Source organism: Ruegeria sp. SAZD011 (assembly GCF_059612545.1).
Map to the genome: position 1 here is coordinate 29,528 of NZ_JBXWQU010000022.1, position 20,757 is coordinate 50,284.

A 20,757-nucleotide genomic window follows, 5' to 3' on the forward strand; every position below is an offset into this window, starting at 1 on the left:
TCAGCCCAGCGCCGCGTCGCAACGGCCGCAGACGCCCGCATGGGCGTGGCGGCCGACATCGGGCAGGATCTTCCAGCAGCGCTGGCATTTCTCGCCCTCGGCGGTTTCGAACACCACGCCGACTCCTTCGACCTCGGGCAGGCGGAAGGCCTCGGAGGGTGCCGGATCACCAGTCACCGTCAGGCCCGAAGTGATGCAGAGATCGTCCATGTCGATGCCGGCGAGCAATTCGCGCAGGCCCGCGTCTTCGACATGCACCACCGGCGCCGCCTCAAGGCTCGACCCGATCACCTTGTCGCGACGCTGGATTTCCAACGCCGAGGTCACCACCCGGCGCACGCGGCGGATGCGGGCAACGCGCGCCTCCAACTCGGCGTCGCGCCAGCTGGCGGGTGTATCAGGGAAATCGACCAGGTGGACCGAGCTGTCCTCGCCCGGATAACGCTCCAGCCAGACCTCTTCCATGGTGAACACCAGCACCGGCGCCAGCCAGGTGGTCAGGCGGTGGAACAGCAGGTCGAGCACGGTGCGCGCCGCCCGGCGGCGCGTCGTGTCGCCGTCGCAATAAAGCACGTCCTTGCGGATATCGAAGTAGAAGGCCGAAAGATCCACGGTGGCAAAGTTGAACACCGCGCTATAGACGCCCTGGAAGTCGAAGGCGGCATAGCCCTTGCGCACCTGCTCATCCAGTTCCGCCATGCGGCTCAGCACCCAGCGTTCAAGCGGCGGCATCTCGGAGACATCCTCGATCCGGTCGGCCTCGGTGAAATCCGAGAGCGAGCCCAGCATGAAGCGCATGGTGTTGCGCAGCCGGCGATAGCTGTCGGCTACGCCTTTCAGGATCTCGGGCCCGATGCGCTGGTCGGCGGTATAGTCGGTCTGCGCCACCCAAAGCCGCAGGATATCGGCGCCGTATTGCTTGACCACCTCGTCGGGCACGATGGTATTGCCCAGCGACTTGGACATTTTCATGCCCTTCTCGTCGAGGGTGAAGCCATGCGTGACCACGTTGCGATAGGGCGCGCGGCCCAGCGTGCCGCAGGCCTGCAACAGCGAGGAGTGGAACCAGCCACGGTGCTGGTCGGTGCCCTCCATATAGACATCGGCGATGCCGTCCTCGGTGCCGTCAGCTCGGTCGCGCAACACAAAGGCATGGGTCGAGCCAGAGTCGAACCAGACGTCGAGCACGTCGAACACCTGATCCCATTCGTCGGCGTTGTAATCGTTGCCCAAGAAACGCTCCTTGGCGCCCTCGGCATACCAGCAATCGGCGCCCTCGGCCTCGAACGCGGCAAAGATGCGGGCATTGACGGCCGGATCGCGCAGCAGGAAGTCGGCGTCCGTCGGCAGCGCGCCCTTGCGGGTGAAACAGGTCAGCGGCACGCCCCAGGCACGCTGGCGCGACAGCACCCAGTCGGGCCGCGCCTCGATCATCGAATAGAGCCGGTTGCGCCCGGTTTGCGGCGTGAACTTCACCAGCTGGTCGATCGAGGTGAGCGCGCGTTCGCGGATGGTTTTGCCATAGCTGTCCTGCCCATCATTCACGGGCCGGTCGACGCTGGCGAACCATTGCGGCGTGTTGCGATAGATGATCGGCGCCTTGGACCGCCAGCTATGCGGATAGCTGTGCTTGATCTTGCCACGCGCGAGCAGCCCGCCGACCTCGACCAGCTTGTCGATCACCGTCTTGTTGGCATCGCCCTCGCCGCCCTTGCGGTTGAGGATGTACTTGCCGCCGAAAAACGGCAGATCGGCCCGGAACGAGCCATCGTCCATCACGTTATAGGTGATGACCTGCTCCAGCATGCCCAGATCGCGATAAAGCTCGAATTCCTCCATCCCGTGGGAGGGGGCACAATGCACGAAACCGGTGCCCTCGGTATCGGTCACGAACTCGGCGGCGCGGAAATCGCGGATATCGTCCCATTCGCCACCCGAGCCTTCGGAATTACGGAGCGGATGAGCCAACGCAATATGGCTCAACTCTTCAGCTGTCACATCTCTAACACGCCGGTACTGGTTGTTCTCCAAGCGAGCACGGCGCATCACGTCATCGGCTAGTTTGTCGGCAAGGACGTACTTGTCGCCCACCGACGCCCAGCATTCCTCGGGCGTACCGGTGACCTCATAGAGGCCATAGGCGATGTCCTTGCCATAGACCACCGCCTTGTTCGACGGGATGGTCCAGGGCGTGGTGGTCCAGATCACCACATAGGCGTTTTGAAGATCCATATTAAAGTAAGGAGGTTCATCTTGTGCCGCAGCATCAAAGAGCCTATTTCCCAACACCTTAAACTTCACCCAGATGGTGAAGCTTTCCTTGTCGTGATACTCGACCTCGGCCTCGGCCAGCGCCGTCTGTTCGATGGGCGACCACATCACGGGTTTGGAACCCTGATACAAAGTGCCGTTCATCAGGAACTTCATGAACTCGTCGGCGATCACCGCCTCGGCGTGATAGTCCATGGTGACATAGGGATCGGCCCAGTTGCCGGTGATGCCCAGGCGCTTGAACTCTTCGCGCTGGATGTCGATCCAGCCCTCGGCAAAGCGGCGGCATTCCTGGCGGAACTCGACGACGTTGACGTCATCCTTGCTCTTGCCCTTCTTGCGGTACTGTTCCTCGATCTTCCATTCGATCGGCAGGCCGTGACAGTCCCAGCCGGGCACATAGCGCGCGTCGAACCCCATCATCTGGTGGCTGCGCACGATCATGTCCTTGATGGTCTTGTTCAGCGCGTGGCCGATATGCAGGTGGCCGTTGGCGTAGGGAGGACCGTCATGCAGGGTGAACGGCGCGCGGCCCGTTTTCTCGCGCAGGCGGTCATAGACGCCGATCTTCTCCCAGCGCTCCAGCCACTGCGGCTCGCGCGCGGGCAATCCGGCGCGCATCGGGAATTCGGTTTTCGGCAGGTTCAGCGTGTCTTTGTATTCGGGCGTTTCAGCGGTCGTGTCGGCGCACATCTCGGGCGTCCTCTGGCAAACATGTCGGTTGGGGGATATTCGGTTCGGTGCGATGGCTCAAGCACCTTTGCCCGGCGTCTCGATCTGGTCAGAGCGCCGGGGAGGTAATTCGAATAATGATGGCCGCACGGTGGGTCATGCGCGCCTTATAGGCAATTCGCGGGCGGGGGGAAAGCGCCGTTATGACACAGCCCTGATTGCTTAACGCGACTCCGCGTCAGTCGGGCTTGCAAAGCAGGTTAGAGAGCATCATGCATCGCGCAATAGCCGGCCCCCCCGGACGCAAGCCAAGTTGACCAAGATGCAAAGAACCCTCGCCATATTTTCCATCCTTGCCCTGAAAAGCACCTTGGCCGGTTGTACCGAACCGACCTCTTCCGGCGCGCAAACCGCGCTTGTCCTGTCAAAGACAGTGCAACTGACTGCCGCCGGCAAGGCGACCGCCCCGGAAAAGATCACGCCGGTGCGGATCACCTTTCCCGACAGCCGGTCTTATTCTGCCGTTCCGCCAGCCTTTCAGCCCAAGACCTGCCAGCTTTCCAGCAGCCATTTCACCGCCGAGGTGAAAATTCCGGGCGAGGTCAATCTGCCCTCTTATGGCACCAAGACACCCCCGATGCGGGTGCGCTGCACCTCGGAGCAGTTTGAATTCGACGAAACCATCAAGCCGCTGAATCTGACGCAGCAGGCCTATTCAGCAGCGGCAGCCGCACATGTCCTGGTGGGGTACGGTCTGGTCGGGGCCGCGGTCACCGCCAGCCAGGCCAGCCAGCGCGACAAATCGCAAGACATCTATGGCTATCCGCTGAAGATCGAGCTGCAATAACGCGCGTGACCGGAGTTTCAGGCGTGAAACAGCGTTCCCACCCCATAGGCGATGGCTGCAGCGGCCCCGCCTATTGCCAGCGTCTCGAGCCCCGACCGCCACCAGGGCGCCAGCGACCAGCGGCTTTTCAACGCGCCGATGGCAAAGAATACCGCAGCAGTCATCCAGGCTGAAACGGTGAACGCGCCGTCCACCCCGAACAGGAACGGCAAGAGCGGGATCATGCCCGCCAGCAGAAAGGCCGCGAATGTTGCCAGCGCCGCCCGCATCGGGTGGGGATCGACGCTGCCGAGGCCGTATTCACCGTCGATCATCAGCGCGACCCAGTTGTCACGATCAGCGGTGATGGCATCTGTGGCCTGTTCCAGAACCTCGCCCGACAGCCCCTTCTGCGCCAGGATCTCGCGCACCTCCAGCCGCTCTCCCTCGGGGTAGCGGGCGATATGGCGCTCCTCGACCACGCGCAGGCGCCGAACGTTGTCCAGATCGGCCTTGGTCCCCGAGTAGTTGCCCGCCGCCATGGAAAACCCGTCAGCCAGAACATTGGCCAGCCCCAGCGCCACGATGACAAAGGGCGAAAGGCCCGCCCCCGCCACGCCCGCCACGATGGCGAAAGTGGTCACCGACCCGTCGATGCCGCCATAAACAACGTCGCGCAACACGCCGCGCCCGGGCGGCGCTCCAATCCGCTGCGAGACCTCGTTGGGGCTATGTCCATGTTCTTTCATTCCAGCAGCCTTCCCGTTTGCCCGATGGGCTGTCCTTGTCCCAGATCAAGCCCCCGCCTGTGACAGTATGGCGCTTGCGGATCGGAACCCTATATCCGACTTTAACAGTCAGAAAAGAGACGCCAATGCCCAGCCCCCTGCCCCTGTTCCAGATCACCGCCCCCCAGATCGACCGCGTCGTGAGGGTCTTCTATGCCCGCATCCGCGCCCATGGCGAACTGGGCCCGGTCTTTGCCGCCCATGTGCGCGACTGGCCCGCGCACGAGGCGCGCATCGCCGCTTTCTGGCGCAATGCCATCCTGAAAGAGCGCTGCTATGACGGCAACCCGATGCGGGTGCATGTCGCGCGCCCCGATATCCGGCCCGATCATTTCCCGCTCTGGCTTTCACTCTTTCACGAGGTTCTGACCCAAGAGCTTGCCGCCGACACCGCCGCCCGCTGGGGGGCGCTGGCCGACCGGATCGGCCACGGGCTGAAAATGGGCCTGACCTCGATGCGCCAGAAACCGGACGACGTGCCCTCGCTCCTCTGAGCCTGTCTTCATTTCGCTTACAAATACTCCGGGGGGGCCTACAAAATTCGACGAATTTTGTAGGCGGGGGCAGCGCCCCCTTACCACCTGAAGTCAGCCATTGGCCTTGCTGACAATTCCCGTCAGGGCGCGGCGCACCACGCCCCGGACCGAAGGCCGGCGCCGCGCCGAAAACGGCAGGGGTCGGCAAACCTCCATCGCCGCGACGCCCACCCGCGCGGTGAGCGCTCCGTTCACCAGACCCTCGCCGAACCGGCGCGACAGTTTACTCAGGACCGAACCGCCCAGCACCGGTTCCAACAGGTCATCGCCTACCGCAACCGCGCCGGTTGCCACCAGATGCGCCATCACTGCGCGGGTCAGCCGCCAGCTGCCCAGCACGCCGGACCGACCTCCATAAATCTCGGCCACCCGCCGGATCATCCTGAGCGAAGAGGCAAGCGCGGCGACCACATCGGCCAGCGCCAGCGGCACCAGTGCGGTGACGGTGGCCACCCGGCGCGCCGCCGCCTCGACCTCGCGCTGCGCCTCGGCGTCCAGCGGGGCCAGCAGGCTGTCCTCGGCCAGCGCCAGCAGGTCTTGCGCCTCGAACTGTTCCTCTACCCGCTCGGCCAGCCGTTCGCGGCCCCAGCGGGTTTCTTCACGCCCGCGATAGAAGGTGTCGAGTTTTCGGCACACCGCGCGCGCCTGCGCCAGATCGTTCTCGGCCAGCGCCGCATCGGCGGCGCGGCGCAGCCCGTCGACCCGGCCCAGCCGCCCGATCGCCGCAAGCTCCCGCAGCGCGATCAGCAACGCCACCAGCACAAAACCCGCCAGCAGCGCAGTCATGACCCAACCCAGAACCGGGACACGGTCCATCAGCCCGGTGACGAAATCCCAGGCCGCGACCGAGATCACCGCCCCCAGAAACGCAGCGGCCAGACCCCAGAACCAACGCGCCAGCCGCGAAGGACGCCGCGCCGCCACGCGGGCGGCGGCCAACATGGCCGCACCCTGTGGGCGATCCGTGTCGGGCACCGGCAGCGCCTCGGCCACCGGGGGTGGCGGCGTTTTCTCGTCCTTCAGGTCGAACAGGACCGGACCCTGGGTCATGACCGCCTCCATTCATAACGGATATCGGGCAGGCGCTCTTCGTTGCCCGCGCCATCGGTACGGGCGGCCTCGACAAAGCCGTGCCGGGCATAGAAACGCTGCGCCCTGGTATTTTGCTGGAATGTCCAGAGTTCCAACCGGTCGCTCCGCTCCATCGCATTCCCCAACAGCGCCGCACCCAGCCCCTGCCCTTGCGCCGCTTTTGCAAGGTAGAGCGAACAGATCTCCTGCCCGTCACGGGCGATGAACCCGGCGACCTGCCCGCCGAGAACCGCAACCGTAACCCAGCTGCGCGCGATCATGATCCCGCAGAAACCCACCGTCTCGGCCCTCTCATAGAGCTTGGGCATCCAAGGTGTGTCCTGTGCAAACCGATAGAGGATGTCTCCGGTCGCCTCGGCGTCGCCGGGCCGGGCCGGGCGCAGCACCGCGTTCATAGCCGGTCCCCGAACAGGAACTGCGCCGCCCGGTCCAGCCGGATATGCGGCGGCCCATCGCCCGGCTTCAACTGCAGCGACGCCGGCGCAAAACTCATCGCCTGGAACCCCGCGCCCAACCAGGCCTCGGCCCCGGTACGGGCCGGGCTCAGCAACTGGCCCGGATCCTCGGGCAAGGCACCGGGATAGAAGGCGGCCTGCCGTCCATCCTCCAGCAGGGTGCCCCGCACGCAAGGCAAGTCGCGCCCGTCATGCGCGCGCATCTCCTCGGTGGTGACGCGCAGAGAAGCAAGCGCCAGTGCGGCGGTCTCGGCTCCGGCGAACTGCGCCCGGTCGCGCGCCTCGCGGGTCAGCGCCTCGATGATCGCGGTCAACTGCGGGTGCTGCTTGTGATGCAGGTGATCCGCCTTGGTGGCGGCAAACAGGATCCGGTCGACCCGGCGGCCCAGCAGCAGCCGGTTCAGCCAGGCATTGCGGCCAGGCCGGAAGGCACCCAGGATATCGGCCATCGCAAGGCGCATGTCCTCGACCGCCTGCGGACCCTTGTGAATGGCGCCCAGCGCATCGACCAGCACCACCTGCCGGTCGATACGAGCGAAATGATCGCGAAAGAACGGGCGCACCACCCGCGCCTTGTAGGCCTCGAACCGGCGCGCCATTTCCCGGTGCAGCGAACGGCGCGGCGCGGCGCCCGTCACCGGCAAAGGCGCAAAGGTCAGCACCGGCGAGCCGGCCAGATCGCCGGGCAGCAGGAAGCGCCCCGGCGTGCAGTCGGAAAACCCCGCGCCGCGTGCCGCCTCCAGATAGGCAGTAAAGCTCCGTGCGAGCTCCTGCGCCAGGGGCTCGTCATGGCGCGCGGCCGGGTCCACGGGACCCAGCGCCGCGAGATAGGCCTTTGCCTGGGACCGGCTCCCGATCCGCGCCAGCACCTCGGCCGACCAGTCTTCATAGCTCTTGTCCATCAGACCCAGGTCGAGCAGCCATTCACCGGGATAATCCACGATATCCAGATGCACCGTGCGCGGCCCCTGCAAGCCGCCCAGCAAACCTCCGGGCCGCACCCTGAGCGACAGGCGCAGCTCGCTCACCGCGCGGGTGCTGTCGGGCCAGTGCGGCGCGGGGCCGGTCAATGCCGCCAGATGCGCCTCGTAGTCAAAGCGCGGCACGGTGTCGTCAGGCTGGGGTTGCAGGAACGCGGCCTCGATCCGTCCCTCCTGCGCCGCGACAAGGCCGGGCATCCGGCCCCGGTCGAGCAGGTTGGCGACCAGCGAGGTGATGAAGACGGTCTTGCCCGAGCGCGCCAACCCGGTCACGCCCAGCCGGATCACCGGCTCGAACAGCGCTTCGCTCAGCGTATCCGAAACGGTCTCGACGCCGCGCACCACACGGTCTGCGAAGGAGGTGATGACCAAGTTCTGCCCCTGCCTGTTTCCCTGCCAAGATAAAGAGCGCGCCGCCCGGTTGCTAGGGTCGCGATGTTTTTTGCGAGGCTCCGCCTCGCGCTCCGGAGTATTTTCGACCAGAAAGAAGCCCATTCACTCCTTGCTTCAAGCCGCCCGAAATACTCCGGGGGAGTCGCCGCTTGCGGCGGCGGGGGCAGCGCCCCCACTGGACAGGGCGGCGGGCGCGGGGTACCAGCGCGGCCATGCCACGCTATGCATTGAAAGTCGAATATCTGGGCGCCCCGTTTGCCGGCTGGCAGCGGCAAAAGGATCTGCCTTCGGTACAGGGCGCCATCGAGGCGGCGCTGGCGCGGCTCGAACCCGGCCCCCATACCATCGCCGCCGCCGGGCGCACCGATGCCGGCGTGCACGGGCTGGGCCAGGTGGCCCATTGCGACCTGACCCGCGACTGGGATCCCTTTCGCCTGTCCGAGGCGCTGAACTGGCACCTGAAACCGCAACCGGTGGCGATCACCGCTGCCGCGCGGGTGGCCGAGGACTGGCATGCCCGCTTTTCGGCCACCGAACGGCAATATCTGTTCCGCCTGCTGATGCGGCGGGCGCCGGCGACCCATGATGCAGGGCTGGTCTGGCAGGTCGGGCACCGGCTGGACGCGCGCGCCATGCAGGCCGCCGCCGACCTGTTGCTGGGGCGGCACGATTTCACCACCTTCCGCTCGTCGATCTGCCAGGCCGCCAGCCCGGTCAAGACGCTGGACGAGCTTCGCGTCGAAGAGGTCCAGAGCTTCTCCGGTCCCGAGATCCGGTTCCAAGTGCGCGCGCGCTCGTTCCTGCACAACCAGGTGCGCAGTTTCGTGGGCACGCTGGAGCGCGTGGGCGCCGGGGCCTGGGCGCCCGAGGATGTGCGCCGCGCGCTGGAGGCGCGCGATCGCGCCGCCTGTGGGCCGGTCTGCCCGCCGCAGGGCCTTTATCTGGCGCGGGTGGGCTATCCCGAGCCGGTCTTTGCCTCGGACATGCCCGCCGCGTCCTCCTGATCCCAGCTGTAGGCCCAGTGGACCAGCCCGGCGCGGCCGGCCTCGGTCAGGGCATAGACCCCCTTTTCGAGCCGCGCGAACCAGCCATAGTGATTGTCCCGCATCAGCCGCGTCGCGGCGGAAACACCGGTTGCGCGCGCCACATCGGCGCCGCGTGACGCGCCCTGTTCCGCCAGCCATGCCGCGCAACGCAGCGCGTCCTGGCGATAGGCGGTGACAATGCCGTGGCGGGTGGCGCCGCCCGCGTTCGGGTCTCCCTCAAGCCTTTCGAACTCGCGCAGCAGCCGTCCCTCGCGCGCCTTCGACTTGCGCGGGCGATAAGGACCGGGATCGCAATGCACCTCGACCCGGCCATCTGCACGCAGGGTGATCAGGCCAAGACCCAGCCGCCGGCACAGCGCCAGATTGTCCCGCAATGCCCGCCGGGCCGTGCGCCCGGTCGGGCGCGGCACGGCGACATAGACACTGTCGCTGAGCGCGAGCCGTGAGACAGCCTGATGAAACAGCGACAGCGAGAACCGCAGCTTCATCTCGACAATAACCGGCACCTCGTCCCCCCGGCGCGCGACCAGGTCGGCCGCGCCCACCTCGCCCTTGACGACATATCCCTGCCGCTCGAACACCGCCTTGAGCGGAGGGTAGAGATCTTGTTCGCGTTGCATGGTTGCACGCTAGGCACATCGCAGCGGCAATACAATCGTCCCCCTGCCCCGGGGTTGTCCCCCCGACCCGGGCGGCCTAGCTGTGGAGACAGCCGGAAATTGCAGGAGCCTTGTCATGTTTCGCGTGTTTTTGATCTGCCTCTGCCTGTTGGCCGCAGGTGGGGCAGCAGCCCGCTGCACCGGCACTGACATGCGCGACAGGCTGACGCCCGAGGCAGAGGCACGGCTGGCGCGCGAGATCAAGCAGGTTCCCTTTGCCTACGGCAATCATTGGGTCGCAACCAAAGGCAACCGCCGCATCCATGTCATCGGCACTCAGCACACAGGGGACAGCCGGATGCGGGCGGCGATGCGCAGCCTGACACCGGTGATCCGCTCGGCCGATGCGGTACTGCTGGAGGTGACGCAGCAGAAACTGGCCACGCTCGACAGCGTGTTGCGCAGCACGCCGGGTCTTCTCACCATTCCCAAGGGTCCCGGCCTGAACGAGATGATGCGCGCCGAGGACTGGCGCCTGCTTAGCGTCAAGATGGCCATGCACGGGGTCGACGAGCGGGTGCTGGCGCGGATGCAGCCCTGGTTCATCTCGATGAGCCTGTCTACCTCGGGCTGCGGCGGGCGCGGGTTGTTCGCCTATCAGGGCCTGGATGACCGCATCGAAAAGACCGCGATCCGCGCCAAGGTGCCGATCGGTTCTCTCGAGAATGTGGGCGACGGAATGCGGGCACTTTCGGCGATCCCGATCCGTGACCAGATCCAGCTGCTGCTGCTCGATCTCAAGAGCGAGTTGAACTACGACGACCAGGTCGTCACCATGGCCAATGCCTATTTCGAACAGCGCCTGGCCGAGGCTATGCTGATCGAAAGCTGGACACTCTACCGCGACCTCAAGGTGTCGCGCAGCGAGGTCGCGCGTCTGCTGCGCCAGTTCGACGCTCATATCCTGGACCGGCGCAACCGGGCCTGGATGCCGGTGATCCTGCGCGCGGACGTTCCGGTTCTGGTGGTTGCGGTGGGGGCTGCCCATCTGCCGGGCAAGACCGGTATTCTGAACCTGTTGAAACGACAGGGCTACAGCCTCAGCCGGGCCGATTTCTGACCTTTGCGGGGGCTTGGGATGCGTTTTCTCTCTGTGCTGCTGCTTCTCCTGATGCCATTGGCAGCGCAGGCCGCTTGCGAGGGCCACGACCTGCGGGACGATCTGTCGCCCGCGATCCGCGCCGAGATGGAGCAGGCCGCAGCCGCGATCCCCTATCCCGAGGGCAATCATTGGGTCGCGACCCGGGGCGATACCGTGCTGCACCTGATCGGCACCCTGCATGTCAACGACCCGCGCATGGGGCCTGCCATCGAAAGGCTGAAACCGGTGATTGCAGGCGCCGATGCGGCCTGGTTCGAACTGAACAGCTCCGATCTGGCCGCGTTCGAGCGCGAGGTGATGGGCAACCCCAAGGTGGCGCTGATCACCGAAGGCCCCACCCTGATCGAGTTGATGAGCGAGGAGGGATGGAACCGGATCGCCCGCGCCCTCGCCGAACGGAACGTGCCCGCCTGGATGGGGGCCAAGATGCAACCCTGGGTGCTGGGCTCGATTCTTTCGCTGCCGCCCTGCCTGCTGCGCGACCCCGAAGCGCGGCAAGGCATGGATCGCCGGCTTGCGGCCCTGGCCAACAGCCATGGCCTGCCGCAACACTCGCTGGAGACCGGGGCCGAGCTGTTGGCGCTGTTCACCGCCACCCCGATCGAACAGCAGGCCCGCGAACTGGACATGTTCTCGGCCATGCTGGGCGCCGATGCCGACCAACTGGCAACACTGAGCGCGATCTATTTCGACGAGCGCCATGCCGAGTTCATGGAGTTCTCGCGCCGCGACGCGATGGCGCGCAGCGGTTTGACGCCCGAGGAATTCGCCCCGCTCTGGGACAGTTTCATGCTGGAACTGGTCGAGGGGCGCAACCGCAACTGGATGCGTCATATTCTGGACATCCGCGACCAGACCGCCGTGATCGCGGTGGGGGCCGCGCATCTGCATGGAAACCAGGGTCTGCTGAACCTGTTGGCCGAGGCGGGTTACAGCCTGAACCGGGTGGCGTTCTGATACGGGGACAGACCAAGGGTCGCAGCCCGCACAGCGCCCCGTGACAAGCCCGGCCCGCGCCCCTATAAGGCGCGCAAATTCGACCATGCGCAGGATAGAGACATGACCATTCAGGTATTCGGCCACAAATCCCCCGACACCGATTCCACCGGCTCGCCCATCGTCTGGGCCTGGTATCTGACCGAGGTGAAGGGTAAGGCCGCCAAACCGGTGCTGCTGGGCGAACCCAACACCGAAGCGGCCTTCATGCTGAGCCGCTGGGGTTTCGACAAGCCCGAGATCATCTCGGACGTGGACGCAGGTGCCCCGGTGGTGATCGTTGACACCAACAACCCCGCCGAACTGCCGGCCAGCGTCAACGACGCCGATATCCGCCAGATCATCGACCATCACGCGCTGATCGGCGGGCTGAAGACCAAAGGCCCGATCGACATCACGCTGCGCCCGCTGGCCTGCACCGCCACCATCATGGTCGACCTGATGGGCGACGATGCCACGCGCATGCCCGACGCGGTCAAGGGTGCGGCGCTGACCTGTATCCTGTCGGACACGCTGGAGTTCCGCTCGCCCACCACCACCGAGCACGACCGCGCCGTGGCCGAGAAGCTGGCCGCCGATCTGGGCATCGACATCCCCTCTTATGCCGCCGAGATGTTCGCGGCCAAGTCGGACGTGTCGTCCTTCTCGGATGCCGAACTGCTGCGGATGGACTCGAAAGAGTACAACGTCGACGGCAAGGAATTCCGGGTCTCGGTTCTGGAAACCACCGCGCCCAAGGTGCTGCTGGACCGCAAGGACAGCCTGATGGCCTCGATGATCGACGTGGCCAAGGAAGACGGCGCCGATCAGGTGCTGCTGTTCGTGATCGACATCCTGAACGAGGAAGCCACCCTGCTGGTACCCAACGATCTGGTCAAGGCAGTGGCCGAAAAAAGCTTTGGCGCCTCGGTCTCGGGCGACACGGTTGTCCTGCCCGGCATCATGAGCCGCAAGAAGCAGATCATCCCGAAACTCAAGGTCTGATCCGGTCCCGACCGATGAAAAAGGCGCCCCTCGCGGGCGCCTTTTTTGTTGCGGCTTTACTGGGTAGGCAACCCGTCAAAGGCGTGCACGCCTTCGGGAATGATGTGAAAGGCCTGTTTCTCGGCGGCAAACACCGCCGCCTTGGGACCCTTGAACAGGGCCGGATCATCCAATGTGCCGATCTTGAGGATCACCGCCGGCAATCCGGGCCGATGCGAGGCGACCCCGGTGCCGCAGGTGGCGCAGAAATCGCGGGTCACGCGGTCGGGCCGGTCCTCCAGCCGAAAACTCTTGGGCGTGCCTTTGACATAACGAAAGCCAGCGGCGGGCATCACCATGAACAGGTTGGGCGCGCCACCGGAGTAGGTCTGGCAGGCGCGGCAATGGCATTGTGCCTTGAGCATCGGCGCGCCCTCGGCCTCGTAGCGCAGCGCGCCGCAATAACATCCGCCTGTAAGTGTCATTCTGGTCTCCTTGTGTCGGTGTCACGGCACAGGATGGACGCGGGTCTCACAGGTCGCTAGTGTCACAAATGACATTATTCAGGCTAAAATGGACAACTCGCCATGGACGTCCTTCTGCTGCATCCAACCCCCTGCCAGCGGTCGAGCCTGGCTATCGCCGAGGACATGCTGGACAGCGCCAACCGCGTGGCCGCGTTGCGCGGCGAGCCGGCGCCATTTCGCTGGCGCACCCTGCGACCCGAGGCGGTCAGCCCTGAAACACCCAAGCCCGAGTTGGTGGTGCTGCCGGGCATGGGGCTTGCCTCGGCGCAGGAGTTGCGCACCGCGATGAACGGGTCGGGCTTTGCCACACTGACGGATGCGTTGCACCACCTTGCCCGGCCCGGCACCCGCATCGCCAGCGCCTGTTCCGGCGTTTTTGCACTGGCGGCGGCGGGACTTCTGGATGGGCGACGTGTCACCACCACCTGGTGGCTGGCGCCACTTTTGCGATCATGGTTCCCCAAGGTCCGGGTCGAGATGGGCGAGGTGCTGTGCAGCGATGGGGCGCTGGTGACGGCGGGGGCCTCCTTTGCCCAGATCGACCTGATGCTGCATCTGATCGAGACCCAGGCGGGCTATGCCCTGGCCGAGGATTGCCGCCGCTTTCTGCTGGCCGACAGCCGCCCCAGCCAACTGCCCTATCTGTCGGTGGCGACGCTGGTGGCGGGTGATCCGGCGCTGCAACGGGTCGAGTTGTACCTGCGCCGCCATATCGCCCGGCAGGTGCCGCTGGCCGAACTGGCCGAGGCCGCCGGGCTGGGCGCGCGCACCTTTGCCCGCCGCCTGTCGCGGGTCGCGGGCATGACCCCGAGCGAGTTTGCCCAGACCCTTCGGGTGACCGAAGCGATCCGCCTATATCGTGCGGGCGGGCTGAGCCTGGAACAGGTCGCGCATCGGGTCGGGTATGGCGATGCCACCGCACTCCGCCGCGTGATGACGCGCCGCACCGGGCGGCGGCTGGAAAGCTTTCGCACCTGATGGTCAGCGCTTGCCCATGGTCATCGTCCGGCACATGCGGCATACACGGCCTGCGACAGTTACAAAGCCGGACCTCCACATGACCCAGATCATCAACGCCCTCTCCGACATCTCCGACCGATATCGCGCGCTGTTCGTCGATCTGTGGGGCTGTGTCCATAACGGGGTGACTGCCTATCCCGAGGCGGTCGCCGCGTTGCAGACCTATCGCGCGGCGGGCGGCATCGTGGTGCTGGTCACCAACTCGCCCAAACCCCGCGCGGGCGTGGCGACGCAGCTGACCCAGTTTGGCGTGCCTCAGGACGCCTATGACACCATCGCCACCAGCGGCGACAGTGCCCGGTCCGCCATGTTCCGGGACGCGGTGGGGCAAAAGGTCTATTTCATGGGCGAATGGGACCGCGACGCTGGGTTCTTCGAGCCGCTCAAGCTGCTCGACAACCCGGTCGAGATCACTCGTGTACCGCTGCAAGAGGCCGAGGGCATCGTCTGTTGCGGCCCCTTCGATCCGATGGCCGACCCCGAGGTGAACCGACCCGATTTCCTCTATGCCAAGACCAAGGGGATGAAGCTGCTCTGCGCCAATCCCGATATCGTGGTCGACCGCGGCGAAATCCGCGAATGGTGCGCCGGGGCGCTGGCGCGGCTTTACACCGAGATGGGGGGCGAGAGCCTCTATTTCGGCAAACCGCACCCGCCGATCTATGATCTGGCCCGCCGTCGGCTGACCGCGCTGGGCCAGGATGTGGGCGATGGCGAGATCCTGGCCATCGGTGATGGCATCCAGACCGATGTCGCCGGGGCGATGGGCGAAGGGATTGATTCCCTCTTCATCTCGGGCGGTCTGGCCGCATCGGAAACCAAAACTGGCCACAGCCCCGACCCCGAAGCGCTAACAGCCTATCTGGACAGGGAAAACCGGACCCCAACCTATACTATTGGACAACTGCGCTGAGCAGAAAGGACTTGATTTTCTGCACCTGCAAAGTAATAAAGTTGCCAAACTCAGGTGGAGACTTGCTCAAAGTTGCTCCATCGCCTGGATAGAGAGGGTGACATGTTGGACAATCTGCCGCGCGGAACGATCTGTATCGAAGATATCGAGATGGGCATGACCCGGTACCTGCGCAAGCAGGTCACCGACGAGGATATCGAGATGTTCGCCCAGGTCTCGACCGACCGCAATCCGGTGCATCTGGACGACGAATATGCCCGCGACACCATCTTTGAGGGGCGCATCGCCCATGGCATGCTGACCGCCGGGCTGATCTCGGCGGTGATCGGCGAGCAACTGCCGGGACATGGCACCGTTTACATGGGCCAGTCGCTGAAATTCCTCGCCCCCGTGCGCCCCGGCGACACGGTCTATGCAGAGGTCAAGGTTATCGACATCGACTTTGCCAAGCGCCGGGTCAAGCTGGATTGCCATTGCGCCGTCGATGGCAAAAAGGTGTTGGTGGGCGAGGCGATGGTGCTGGCCCCCTCGCGCAAGTTCGACTGAACCCGACTGCTGTCGACTAAAACCGCAGCACCTCTGGGGCTGCGGTGTTGCCTAGCCCGTCTCGGCTACGTCATCGGCCAAGCTCGGCCAGCTCTCCCATGAACAGATTTTCAAATCCCGTTGGCATCACCATGCCCGGCGCGTGATAGGGATTGGCAAAGGCGACCACAAAGAACACGATCAAGCCGGTATAGGCCGCGAAGATCGACAACAGAAAGATGTTGTGCGTGTTCGGCGCATGGGTGAAGAGGCCCGCAGATGTCAGGACCAGCCCGGCAACCGCAGCCATCATGAACAGGTCCTGTACATTGGCGATCGCCGCGTTCTCGCGCAATCGCCGCAAACCGGACACCTCGCGCAGGTGGTCGACCACGATACCCTTCAGCACGTTCTGCCGATCCGTCGCGGGTTCCAGTTCCAAGGCCCCGACATAGGCCCTTTCCCAGGCCGCCCAGGCCTCGGGAGAGAGGATATCCGCCTCTGCAAGGCTGTCCCATTCCTGCTCGAGGACAAGACGCACATAACCCGCCAGATCCTTGCGGATCGGCAGCGTTTCCTCCGGATCATAGCGCTTGAGATCATAGAACGCGTCCCCGACCAGAACCGCCTCGCGCGCGCTGGCGGTGCTGATGTCGCGCACATTGATCAGTTCCTGTGCGAAAACCAGCGCCAGGATCAGTGCATGCAACGCCCCGACACGGGTAAAGATAGGGCCCGCAAGGTCGGACTTTGCCTCACCCGAGCGGCACAGTATCGCCCGGGTCAGCCCATAGGCCGAGAATGCCAGCACCAGCGTAGCCGCAACGAACACGAACGCCGCAACCGGGACCGGCAGTTGGAACAGTGTTTGCATCCGATTGTAACTCCTGTCGGGTGGGACGAAAACACCCCCGCCGGTCCCGGAGTATGCGTTGCCGATCCGGTTCCGGCAAGCAGCGCTTGATCCCGCCGTCGCGGGACGCTAGGCCTGCTGCCATGCGGATCATTCGGGATTACAAATTCGTCGAACCTGCCGACCGGGGCGCCAGTGTCGCCATCGGCAATTTCGATGGTGTGCATATCGGGCATCGCTCGGTGATCGAGCTGGCGCGGCAGGCCGCGCCCGACGTACCGCTTGGCGTGATGACCTTCGAGCCACATCCGCGCGAGTATTTCGCCCCCGACAGTCCGCCCTTTCGCCTGATGCGTGGCCCGGCACGCGCGCATCGGCTGCAAAAACTGGGTGTCGAACGGTTGTATGAGTTGCCTTTCAACGCCGCGCTGGCCGGGCTGACACCCGAAGAGTTCGCGCGCAGCGTCATCTGCGACGGGCTGGGCCTGGCTCATGTCGTGATCGGTGCCGATTTCTGTTTCGGCAAGGCCCGCAGCGGCAACGCCGCCGACATGGTCCGGTTTGGTCAGGAAATGGGCTTCGGCGTCACCGTCGCGCCGCTCCTTGAACAGACCGAGCGCGTGATCTCGTCGACCGCGATCCGCACCGCTCTGAGCGAGGGCCGCCCGCGCGACGCCGCTGCCATGCTGGGCCATTGGCACCGGATCGAGGGCGAAGTGATCGGTGGCGAGCAGCGCGGCCGCGAGTTGGGCTTTCCCACCGCAAACATGTCCATCGACGGCCTGCATCCGCCCCGGTTCGGCGTCTATGCGGTGCTGGTCGACGTGCTGGACGGGCCGCACAAGGGCAGCTATCGCGGTGCTGCTTCGGTCGGGGTACGGCCGATGTTCAACGGCGAGCAACCCAATATCGAAACTTTCCTGTTCGATTTCTCCGGCGATCTCTATGGCGCCACCCTGAGCGTTGGGCTGGTCGACTACCTGCGCCCCGAGATGACCTTTGACGGGCTCGACGCCCTGATCGCGCAGATGGACGCCGATTGCGCCCGCGCCCGCGACATCCTGGCCGCCCTATGAAAGATCCGATCGACCGCAACGGGCTGCGCCCGCGTTTCTGGGAGCGCAAACCGCTGGCGCGGCTGAACAAGACCGAATGGGAGGCGCTGTGCGACGGTTGCGGCAAATGCTGCCTGAACAAGCTCGAGGATGAGGATACCGGCGAGGTCGAGCTGACCCGGGTCGCCTGCCGACTGCTGGATGACGAGAGCTGCCATTGCACCCAATACCCGATCCGGCACCAGTTTGTGCCCGACTGCATCGTGCTGACCCCCGACAATCTGGACAGCCACGCCTATTGGATGCCCCGCACCTGCGCCTATCGGCTGCTGTGGGAGGGTAAGCCGCTTTTTGACTGGCATCCGCTGATCTCGGGCGATCCTGAGAGCGTGCATCGCGCGGGCGTCTCGGTGCGCGGCATCACCGTATCCGAGTTTGAAACCCCCGAAGAAGACTGGGAAGACCATATCATCGAGGAGCCAATCTGATGTTCTTTGCCTCTGACAACTCAGGTCCCGTCCACCCTGAAATCCTGGCTGCCCTGACCGAGGCCAACCAAGGTTATGCCATGGCCTATGGGGCAGATACACAGATGCAGGCGGTGCAGGAGAAAATTCGTCGAATTTTCGAGGCGCCCGACGCGGCGGTCTATCTGGTTGCAACCGGGACAGCGGCCAACTCGCTGGCGCTGGCCACCTTGTCACAGCCCTGGCAGACAGTCTTTTGCTCGCCCGTGGCCCATATCCACGAGGACGAATGCAACGCGCCCGAATTCTACTCAGGCGGCGCCAAACTGACGCTTGTGCCCGGCGGCGACCGGATGACGCCCGAGGCGCTGCGCTCCTCGATCACCGGAGAGGAGACCCGTGGCGTGCACGGGCCACAGCGCGGCCCGGTCTCGATCACCCAGGTGACCGAACGCGGCGGCGTCTATTCCATCGCCGAGTTGCAGGCGCTTTGTGCGGTGGCCAAGGAGTACGGCCTGCCGGTGCATCTGGACGGCGCCCGCTTTGCCAATGCTCTGGTGGCGCTCAACGCCTCGCCCGCCGAGATGACCTGGAAGGCGGGTGTTGACGCGGTCAGTTTTGGCGGCACCAAAAATGGCTGCATGGGGGTCGAGGCGGTGATCTTCTTCGATCCGAAACATGCCTGGGAGTTCGAGCTGCGCCGCAAGCGCGGCGCGCATCTCGTTTCAAAACACCGCTATCTGTCTGCACAGATGGACGCTTATCTGAGTGATGATCTCTGGCTGCGCTCGGCGCGTCGGGCCAATGACAATTGCGCCCGCCTGGTCGAGGGGCTGCAGGCGTCGGGGGCTACGTTTCTGCACGAACCGCAGGCCAACATCGTCTTTGCCAGCTTCCCGCGCGCGACCCATCGGCGCCTGATGGGTGCGGGCGCGTCCTATCACCTGTGGGGTGCGGAACTGGAGGGCGCGAACGAGAGCGAGATGCTGGCCTGTCGCATGGTCTGCGACTGGTCTATCGGAACGGATCAGATCGACCAGTTCCTTTCCTTACTCTGAAGGGGTGCAGGGGGCACTGCCCCCGGTGCAAAATTCGGAGAATTTTGTCACCTCCCCCGGAGTATTTTTGGCGAAATGAAGAGGCGGGCTCAGCCTGCCCGCGACCAGAGCGCGCGGATATGGGTCGCCGTCTCCTCTGGATGGGTGATCGGCAGCATGTGACCGGCGCCCTCGATCACCTCTTCCGTTGCATCGGGCAAACGGCGCTGGAGGCCCTTCGAGATCGCTTCCATCACAGGATGGGTCAAGGCGCCACGCAAGAGCAGAACCGGCATGGCCGCGCGGTCGAGCCGCCCCGGCGTCAGCAACCCGGCGGTATCGTCGAACAGCGCGGCATCCATCGTCGGCACTACATGGATTCCCCGGATCATGGCAGCGCGGGTCGCTTCGGGCAGATCGGGCCAGCGCGGGCTTGAGGCGGTGCTCCACATCCGGTTGAAAAGCCGCGCGGCAAGCGCACGGTCTCCGGCCGATAGCGCATCGAGATAGGGCTGCGCGTCGCTCGCGTGGCTGTCGATCAACTCGGGCGCGTCCTGGCCGGCCACGGCAAAGAAGACCGGTTCAATCAGGGTCAGGCTGCGCACCCGCTCGGGATGTTCCACCGCCAGGCGCAGCGCCACCGTAGCACCAAAGGAGTGGCCGATCACATCCATCGGTCCCTCGGTCAGGCAGGTCTCGGCAATACGCAGGATACGGTCCTGGAAACAACCCTGCCCGTCCCAGTCCGGGCTGCGCCCGTGACTGAGCATGTCCGGGGCGGTAAAGCGCGCCTCTTCCCCCAGGATGCGTGTCAGCCCCTTCCAGGCACCGGAATGGGCGATGGTGCAATGCAGAGCCAACACCGGGCGTGGACCATGGCCGAAATGGCTGACATGGGCGGCTTGCGGCAGGACCTGCGCCGTCCTCACCCTTTCATCTCCGCCAGATGGGCGTCGAGATCGTCGAGCCTGTCCTGTCCCCAGAACCGCTGCCCGTCGGCGGTGATGTAGAAAGGTGCGCCAAAGACACCGCGCTCGACCGCCTCTTCGAGATTGGCGGCATAGGTTTCGGCCCCGGCCAGCAGGCCGCTATCGGCCAGTCCCGGATCGAACCCGGCGCTGGACAGGCAGTCACGGATCACTTCATCCTGAGCGATATCGCGCTCCTCTGCCCAGCAGGCGCGCAGGATGCCATGACAAAGCGCGCCCAGATCACCTCCCCCGGCCCGCCCCGCCGCGATGATCGCATAGGAGGACGGCGCGGCATTGGTTGGCCAGAACGCCGGTTTCATGTTGAGCGGCAAGCCGGTCTTGCGCGTCTGGCGCTGCAACTCTTGCGCGCGATACTCGATACGCGAAGGATGGCGATCCTTGGGCGGCACGCCACCGGTGCGGGCAAACAGCGCCATGATGTCGATCGGCTTGTAGGCGATTTTCACCTCGTGGCGGGCGGCGATTTCCTCCAGACGCTGCCCGGCGAGATAGGAGAAGGGGGAAAGTGTCGCAAAATAGTAGTCGATATCAGCCATATTCGTTTTCTCCGCTGCCTGCGCTTTGCGGGACCGTACGCCCATGCTAAGCG

At 65.0% G+C, this 20,757-nt stretch carries 22 protein-coding genes; 12 read left to right on the forward strand and 10 right to left on the reverse strand.

The window, feature by feature from the left end:
* Entirely contained in the window at positions 1–2,964 is a 2,964-nt protein-coding gene (gene ileS, locus AC2FLM_RS08785) for an isoleucine--tRNA ligase (RefSeq protein ID WP_496857292.1), read from the reverse strand.
* A gap of 301 nt (positions 2,965–3,265) precedes the next feature.
* On the opposite strand from ileS, the gene AC2FLM_RS08790 reads away from it, so the two are divergent.
* Positions 3,266–3,790: a hypothetical protein gene (locus tag AC2FLM_RS08790; RefSeq protein ID WP_496857294.1), complete on the forward strand. Its 525-nt coding sequence runs from the start codon at positions 3,266–3,268 to the stop codon at positions 3,788–3,790.
* A 17-nt stretch (positions 3,791–3,807) separates the two neighbouring features.
* Here the strand turns inward: AC2FLM_RS08790 and AC2FLM_RS08795 are convergent, their stop codons facing one another.
* On the reverse strand, positions 3,808–4,518 hold the full coding sequence (locus tag AC2FLM_RS08795) for a VIT1/CCC1 transporter family protein (RefSeq protein WP_234165875.1): 711 nt from the start codon (positions 4,516–4,518) through the stop codon (positions 3,808–3,810).
* Between the two features lie 125 nt (positions 4,519–4,643).
* Here AC2FLM_RS08795 and AC2FLM_RS08800 point away from each other — a divergent pair, with 125 nt between their 5' ends.
* Positions 4,644–5,051, forward strand: a complete 408-nt coding sequence (locus tag AC2FLM_RS08800; RefSeq protein WP_234216912.1) for a group III truncated hemoglobin — start codon at positions 4,644–4,646, stop codon at positions 5,049–5,051.
* 93 nt (positions 5,052–5,144) lie between these two features.
* On the opposite strand, the gene AC2FLM_RS08805 is transcribed toward AC2FLM_RS08800, so the two are convergent.
* Genes AC2FLM_RS08805 through AC2FLM_RS08815 form a run of 3 tightly spaced genes read right to left on the reverse strand, consistent with a single transcriptional unit; the run spans position 5,145 to position 7,992 of the window.
* Complete coding sequence (locus AC2FLM_RS08805) at positions 5,145–6,143, reverse strand: YcjF family protein (protein ID WP_496857297.1); 999 nt, start codon at positions 6,141–6,143, stop codon at positions 5,145–5,147.
* Positions 6,140–6,580, reverse strand: coding sequence for a GNAT family N-acetyltransferase (locus AC2FLM_RS08810; RefSeq protein WP_496857299.1), 441 nt, complete (start codon positions 6,578–6,580; stop codon positions 6,140–6,142). Before AC2FLM_RS08810 ends, AC2FLM_RS08805 begins: the two co-directional genes overlap by 4 nt.
* Positions 6,577–7,992, reverse strand: coding sequence for a YcjX family GTP-binding protein (locus tag AC2FLM_RS08815; protein WP_496857301.1), 1,416 nt, complete (start codon positions 7,990–7,992; stop codon positions 6,577–6,579). Before AC2FLM_RS08815 ends, AC2FLM_RS08810 begins: the two co-directional genes overlap by 4 nt.
* A gap of 233 nt (positions 7,993–8,225) precedes the next feature.
* On the opposite strand from AC2FLM_RS08815, the gene truA reads away from it, so the two are divergent.
* Positions 8,226–9,017, forward strand: a complete 792-nt coding sequence (truA, locus tag AC2FLM_RS08820) for a tRNA pseudouridine(38-40) synthase TruA (protein ID WP_496857303.1) — start codon at positions 8,226–8,228, stop codon at positions 9,015–9,017.
* Here truA and AC2FLM_RS08825 read toward each other — a convergent pair.
* On the reverse strand, positions 8,969–9,679 hold the full coding sequence (locus AC2FLM_RS08825; protein WP_496857305.1) for a DUF2161 domain-containing phosphodiesterase: 711 nt from the start codon (positions 9,677–9,679) through the stop codon (positions 8,969–8,971). The genes truA and AC2FLM_RS08825 overlap by 49 nt on opposite strands.
* Before the next feature lie 115 nt (positions 9,680–9,794).
* On the opposite strand from AC2FLM_RS08825, the gene AC2FLM_RS08830 reads away from it, so the two are divergent.
* The 3 genes from AC2FLM_RS08830 to AC2FLM_RS08840 all read left to right on the forward strand — a co-directional run bounded on the left by AC2FLM_RS08830 (position 9,795) and on the right by AC2FLM_RS08840 (position 12,800).
* Complete coding sequence (locus AC2FLM_RS08830; protein ID WP_234139787.1) at positions 9,795–10,778, forward strand: TraB/GumN family protein; 984 nt, start codon at positions 9,795–9,797, stop codon at positions 10,776–10,778.
* A gap of 18 nt (positions 10,779–10,796) precedes the next feature.
* Positions 10,797–11,777 carry a TraB/GumN family protein gene (locus tag AC2FLM_RS08835; protein WP_496857307.1) on the forward strand — a complete coding sequence of 327 codons (981 nt, stop codon included), beginning with the start codon at positions 10,797–10,799 and terminating at the stop codon, positions 11,775–11,777.
* A gap of 102 nt (positions 11,778–11,879) precedes the next feature.
* Positions 11,880–12,800 carry a manganese-dependent inorganic pyrophosphatase gene (locus AC2FLM_RS08840; RefSeq protein ID WP_496857309.1) on the forward strand — a complete coding sequence of 307 codons (921 nt, stop codon included), beginning with the start codon at positions 11,880–11,882 and terminating at the stop codon, positions 12,798–12,800.
* A 56-nt stretch (positions 12,801–12,856) separates the two neighbouring features.
* Here AC2FLM_RS08840 and AC2FLM_RS08845 read toward each other — a convergent pair whose 3' ends face one another.
* Positions 12,857–13,264: a GFA family protein gene (locus AC2FLM_RS08845; RefSeq protein ID WP_496857311.1), complete on the reverse strand. Its 408-nt coding sequence runs from the start codon at positions 13,262–13,264 to the stop codon at positions 12,857–12,859.
* Positions 13,265–13,366: 102 nt separating this feature from the next.
* Here AC2FLM_RS08845 and AC2FLM_RS08850 point away from each other — a divergent pair, with 102 nt between their 5' ends.
* The 3 genes from AC2FLM_RS08850 (at position 13,367) to AC2FLM_RS08860 (ending at position 15,785) form a co-directional block, all read left to right on the forward strand.
* Entirely contained in the window at positions 13,367–14,284 is a 918-nt protein-coding gene (locus AC2FLM_RS08850) for a GlxA family transcriptional regulator (protein ID WP_496857313.1), read from the forward strand.
* 79 nt (positions 14,285–14,363) lie between these two features.
* The gene (locus AC2FLM_RS08855) at positions 14,364–15,239 is read left to right on the forward strand and encodes a TIGR01459 family HAD-type hydrolase (protein WP_496857315.1); all 876 of its coding nucleotides are present in this window, start codon (positions 14,364–14,366) and stop codon (positions 15,237–15,239) included.
* Between the two features lie 102 nt (positions 15,240–15,341).
* Entirely contained in the window at positions 15,342–15,785 is a 444-nt protein-coding gene (locus AC2FLM_RS08860) for a MaoC family dehydratase (protein ID WP_044028673.1), read from the forward strand.
* A gap of 70 nt (positions 15,786–15,855) precedes the next feature.
* Here the strand turns inward: AC2FLM_RS08860 and AC2FLM_RS08865 are convergent, their stop codons facing one another.
* On the reverse strand, positions 15,856–16,638 hold the full coding sequence (locus AC2FLM_RS08865) for a bestrophin-like domain (protein WP_496857317.1): 783 nt from the start codon (positions 16,636–16,638) through the stop codon (positions 15,856–15,858).
* 122 nt (positions 16,639–16,760) lie between these two features.
* On the opposite strand from AC2FLM_RS08865, the gene AC2FLM_RS08870 reads away from it, so the two are divergent.
* From AC2FLM_RS08870 to AC2FLM_RS08880, 3 genes are read left to right on the forward strand one after another with little or no spacing between them, the layout of a single operon-like run.
* Positions 16,761–17,693 carry a bifunctional riboflavin kinase/FAD synthetase gene (locus AC2FLM_RS08870; RefSeq protein ID WP_496857319.1) on the forward strand — a complete coding sequence of 311 codons (933 nt, stop codon included), beginning with the start codon at positions 16,761–16,763 and terminating at the stop codon, positions 17,691–17,693.
* A complete protein-coding gene (locus AC2FLM_RS08875) occupies positions 17,690–18,160 on the forward strand; it encodes a YcgN family cysteine cluster protein (RefSeq protein ID WP_496857321.1) in 471 nt (156 codons plus the stop codon). Before AC2FLM_RS08870 ends, AC2FLM_RS08875 begins: the two co-directional genes overlap by 4 nt.
* Entirely contained in the window at positions 18,160–19,197 is a 1,038-nt protein-coding gene (locus tag AC2FLM_RS08880) for a threonine aldolase family protein (RefSeq protein WP_496857323.1), read from the forward strand. The genes AC2FLM_RS08875 and AC2FLM_RS08880 overlap by 1 nt, the downstream gene beginning before the upstream one ends.
* An 89-nt stretch (positions 19,198–19,286) precedes the next feature.
* Here AC2FLM_RS08880 and AC2FLM_RS08885 read toward each other — a convergent pair whose 3' ends face one another.
* Entirely contained in the window at positions 19,287–20,105 is an 819-nt protein-coding gene (locus tag AC2FLM_RS08885) for an alpha/beta fold hydrolase (protein WP_496857325.1), read from the reverse strand.
* Positions 20,102–20,704, reverse strand: coding sequence for a 2-hydroxychromene-2-carboxylate isomerase (locus AC2FLM_RS08890; RefSeq protein WP_496857327.1), 603 nt, complete (start codon positions 20,702–20,704; stop codon positions 20,102–20,104). The genes AC2FLM_RS08885 and AC2FLM_RS08890 overlap by 4 nt, the downstream gene beginning before the upstream one ends.
* Between the last annotated feature and the right edge of the window lie 53 nt (positions 20,705–20,757).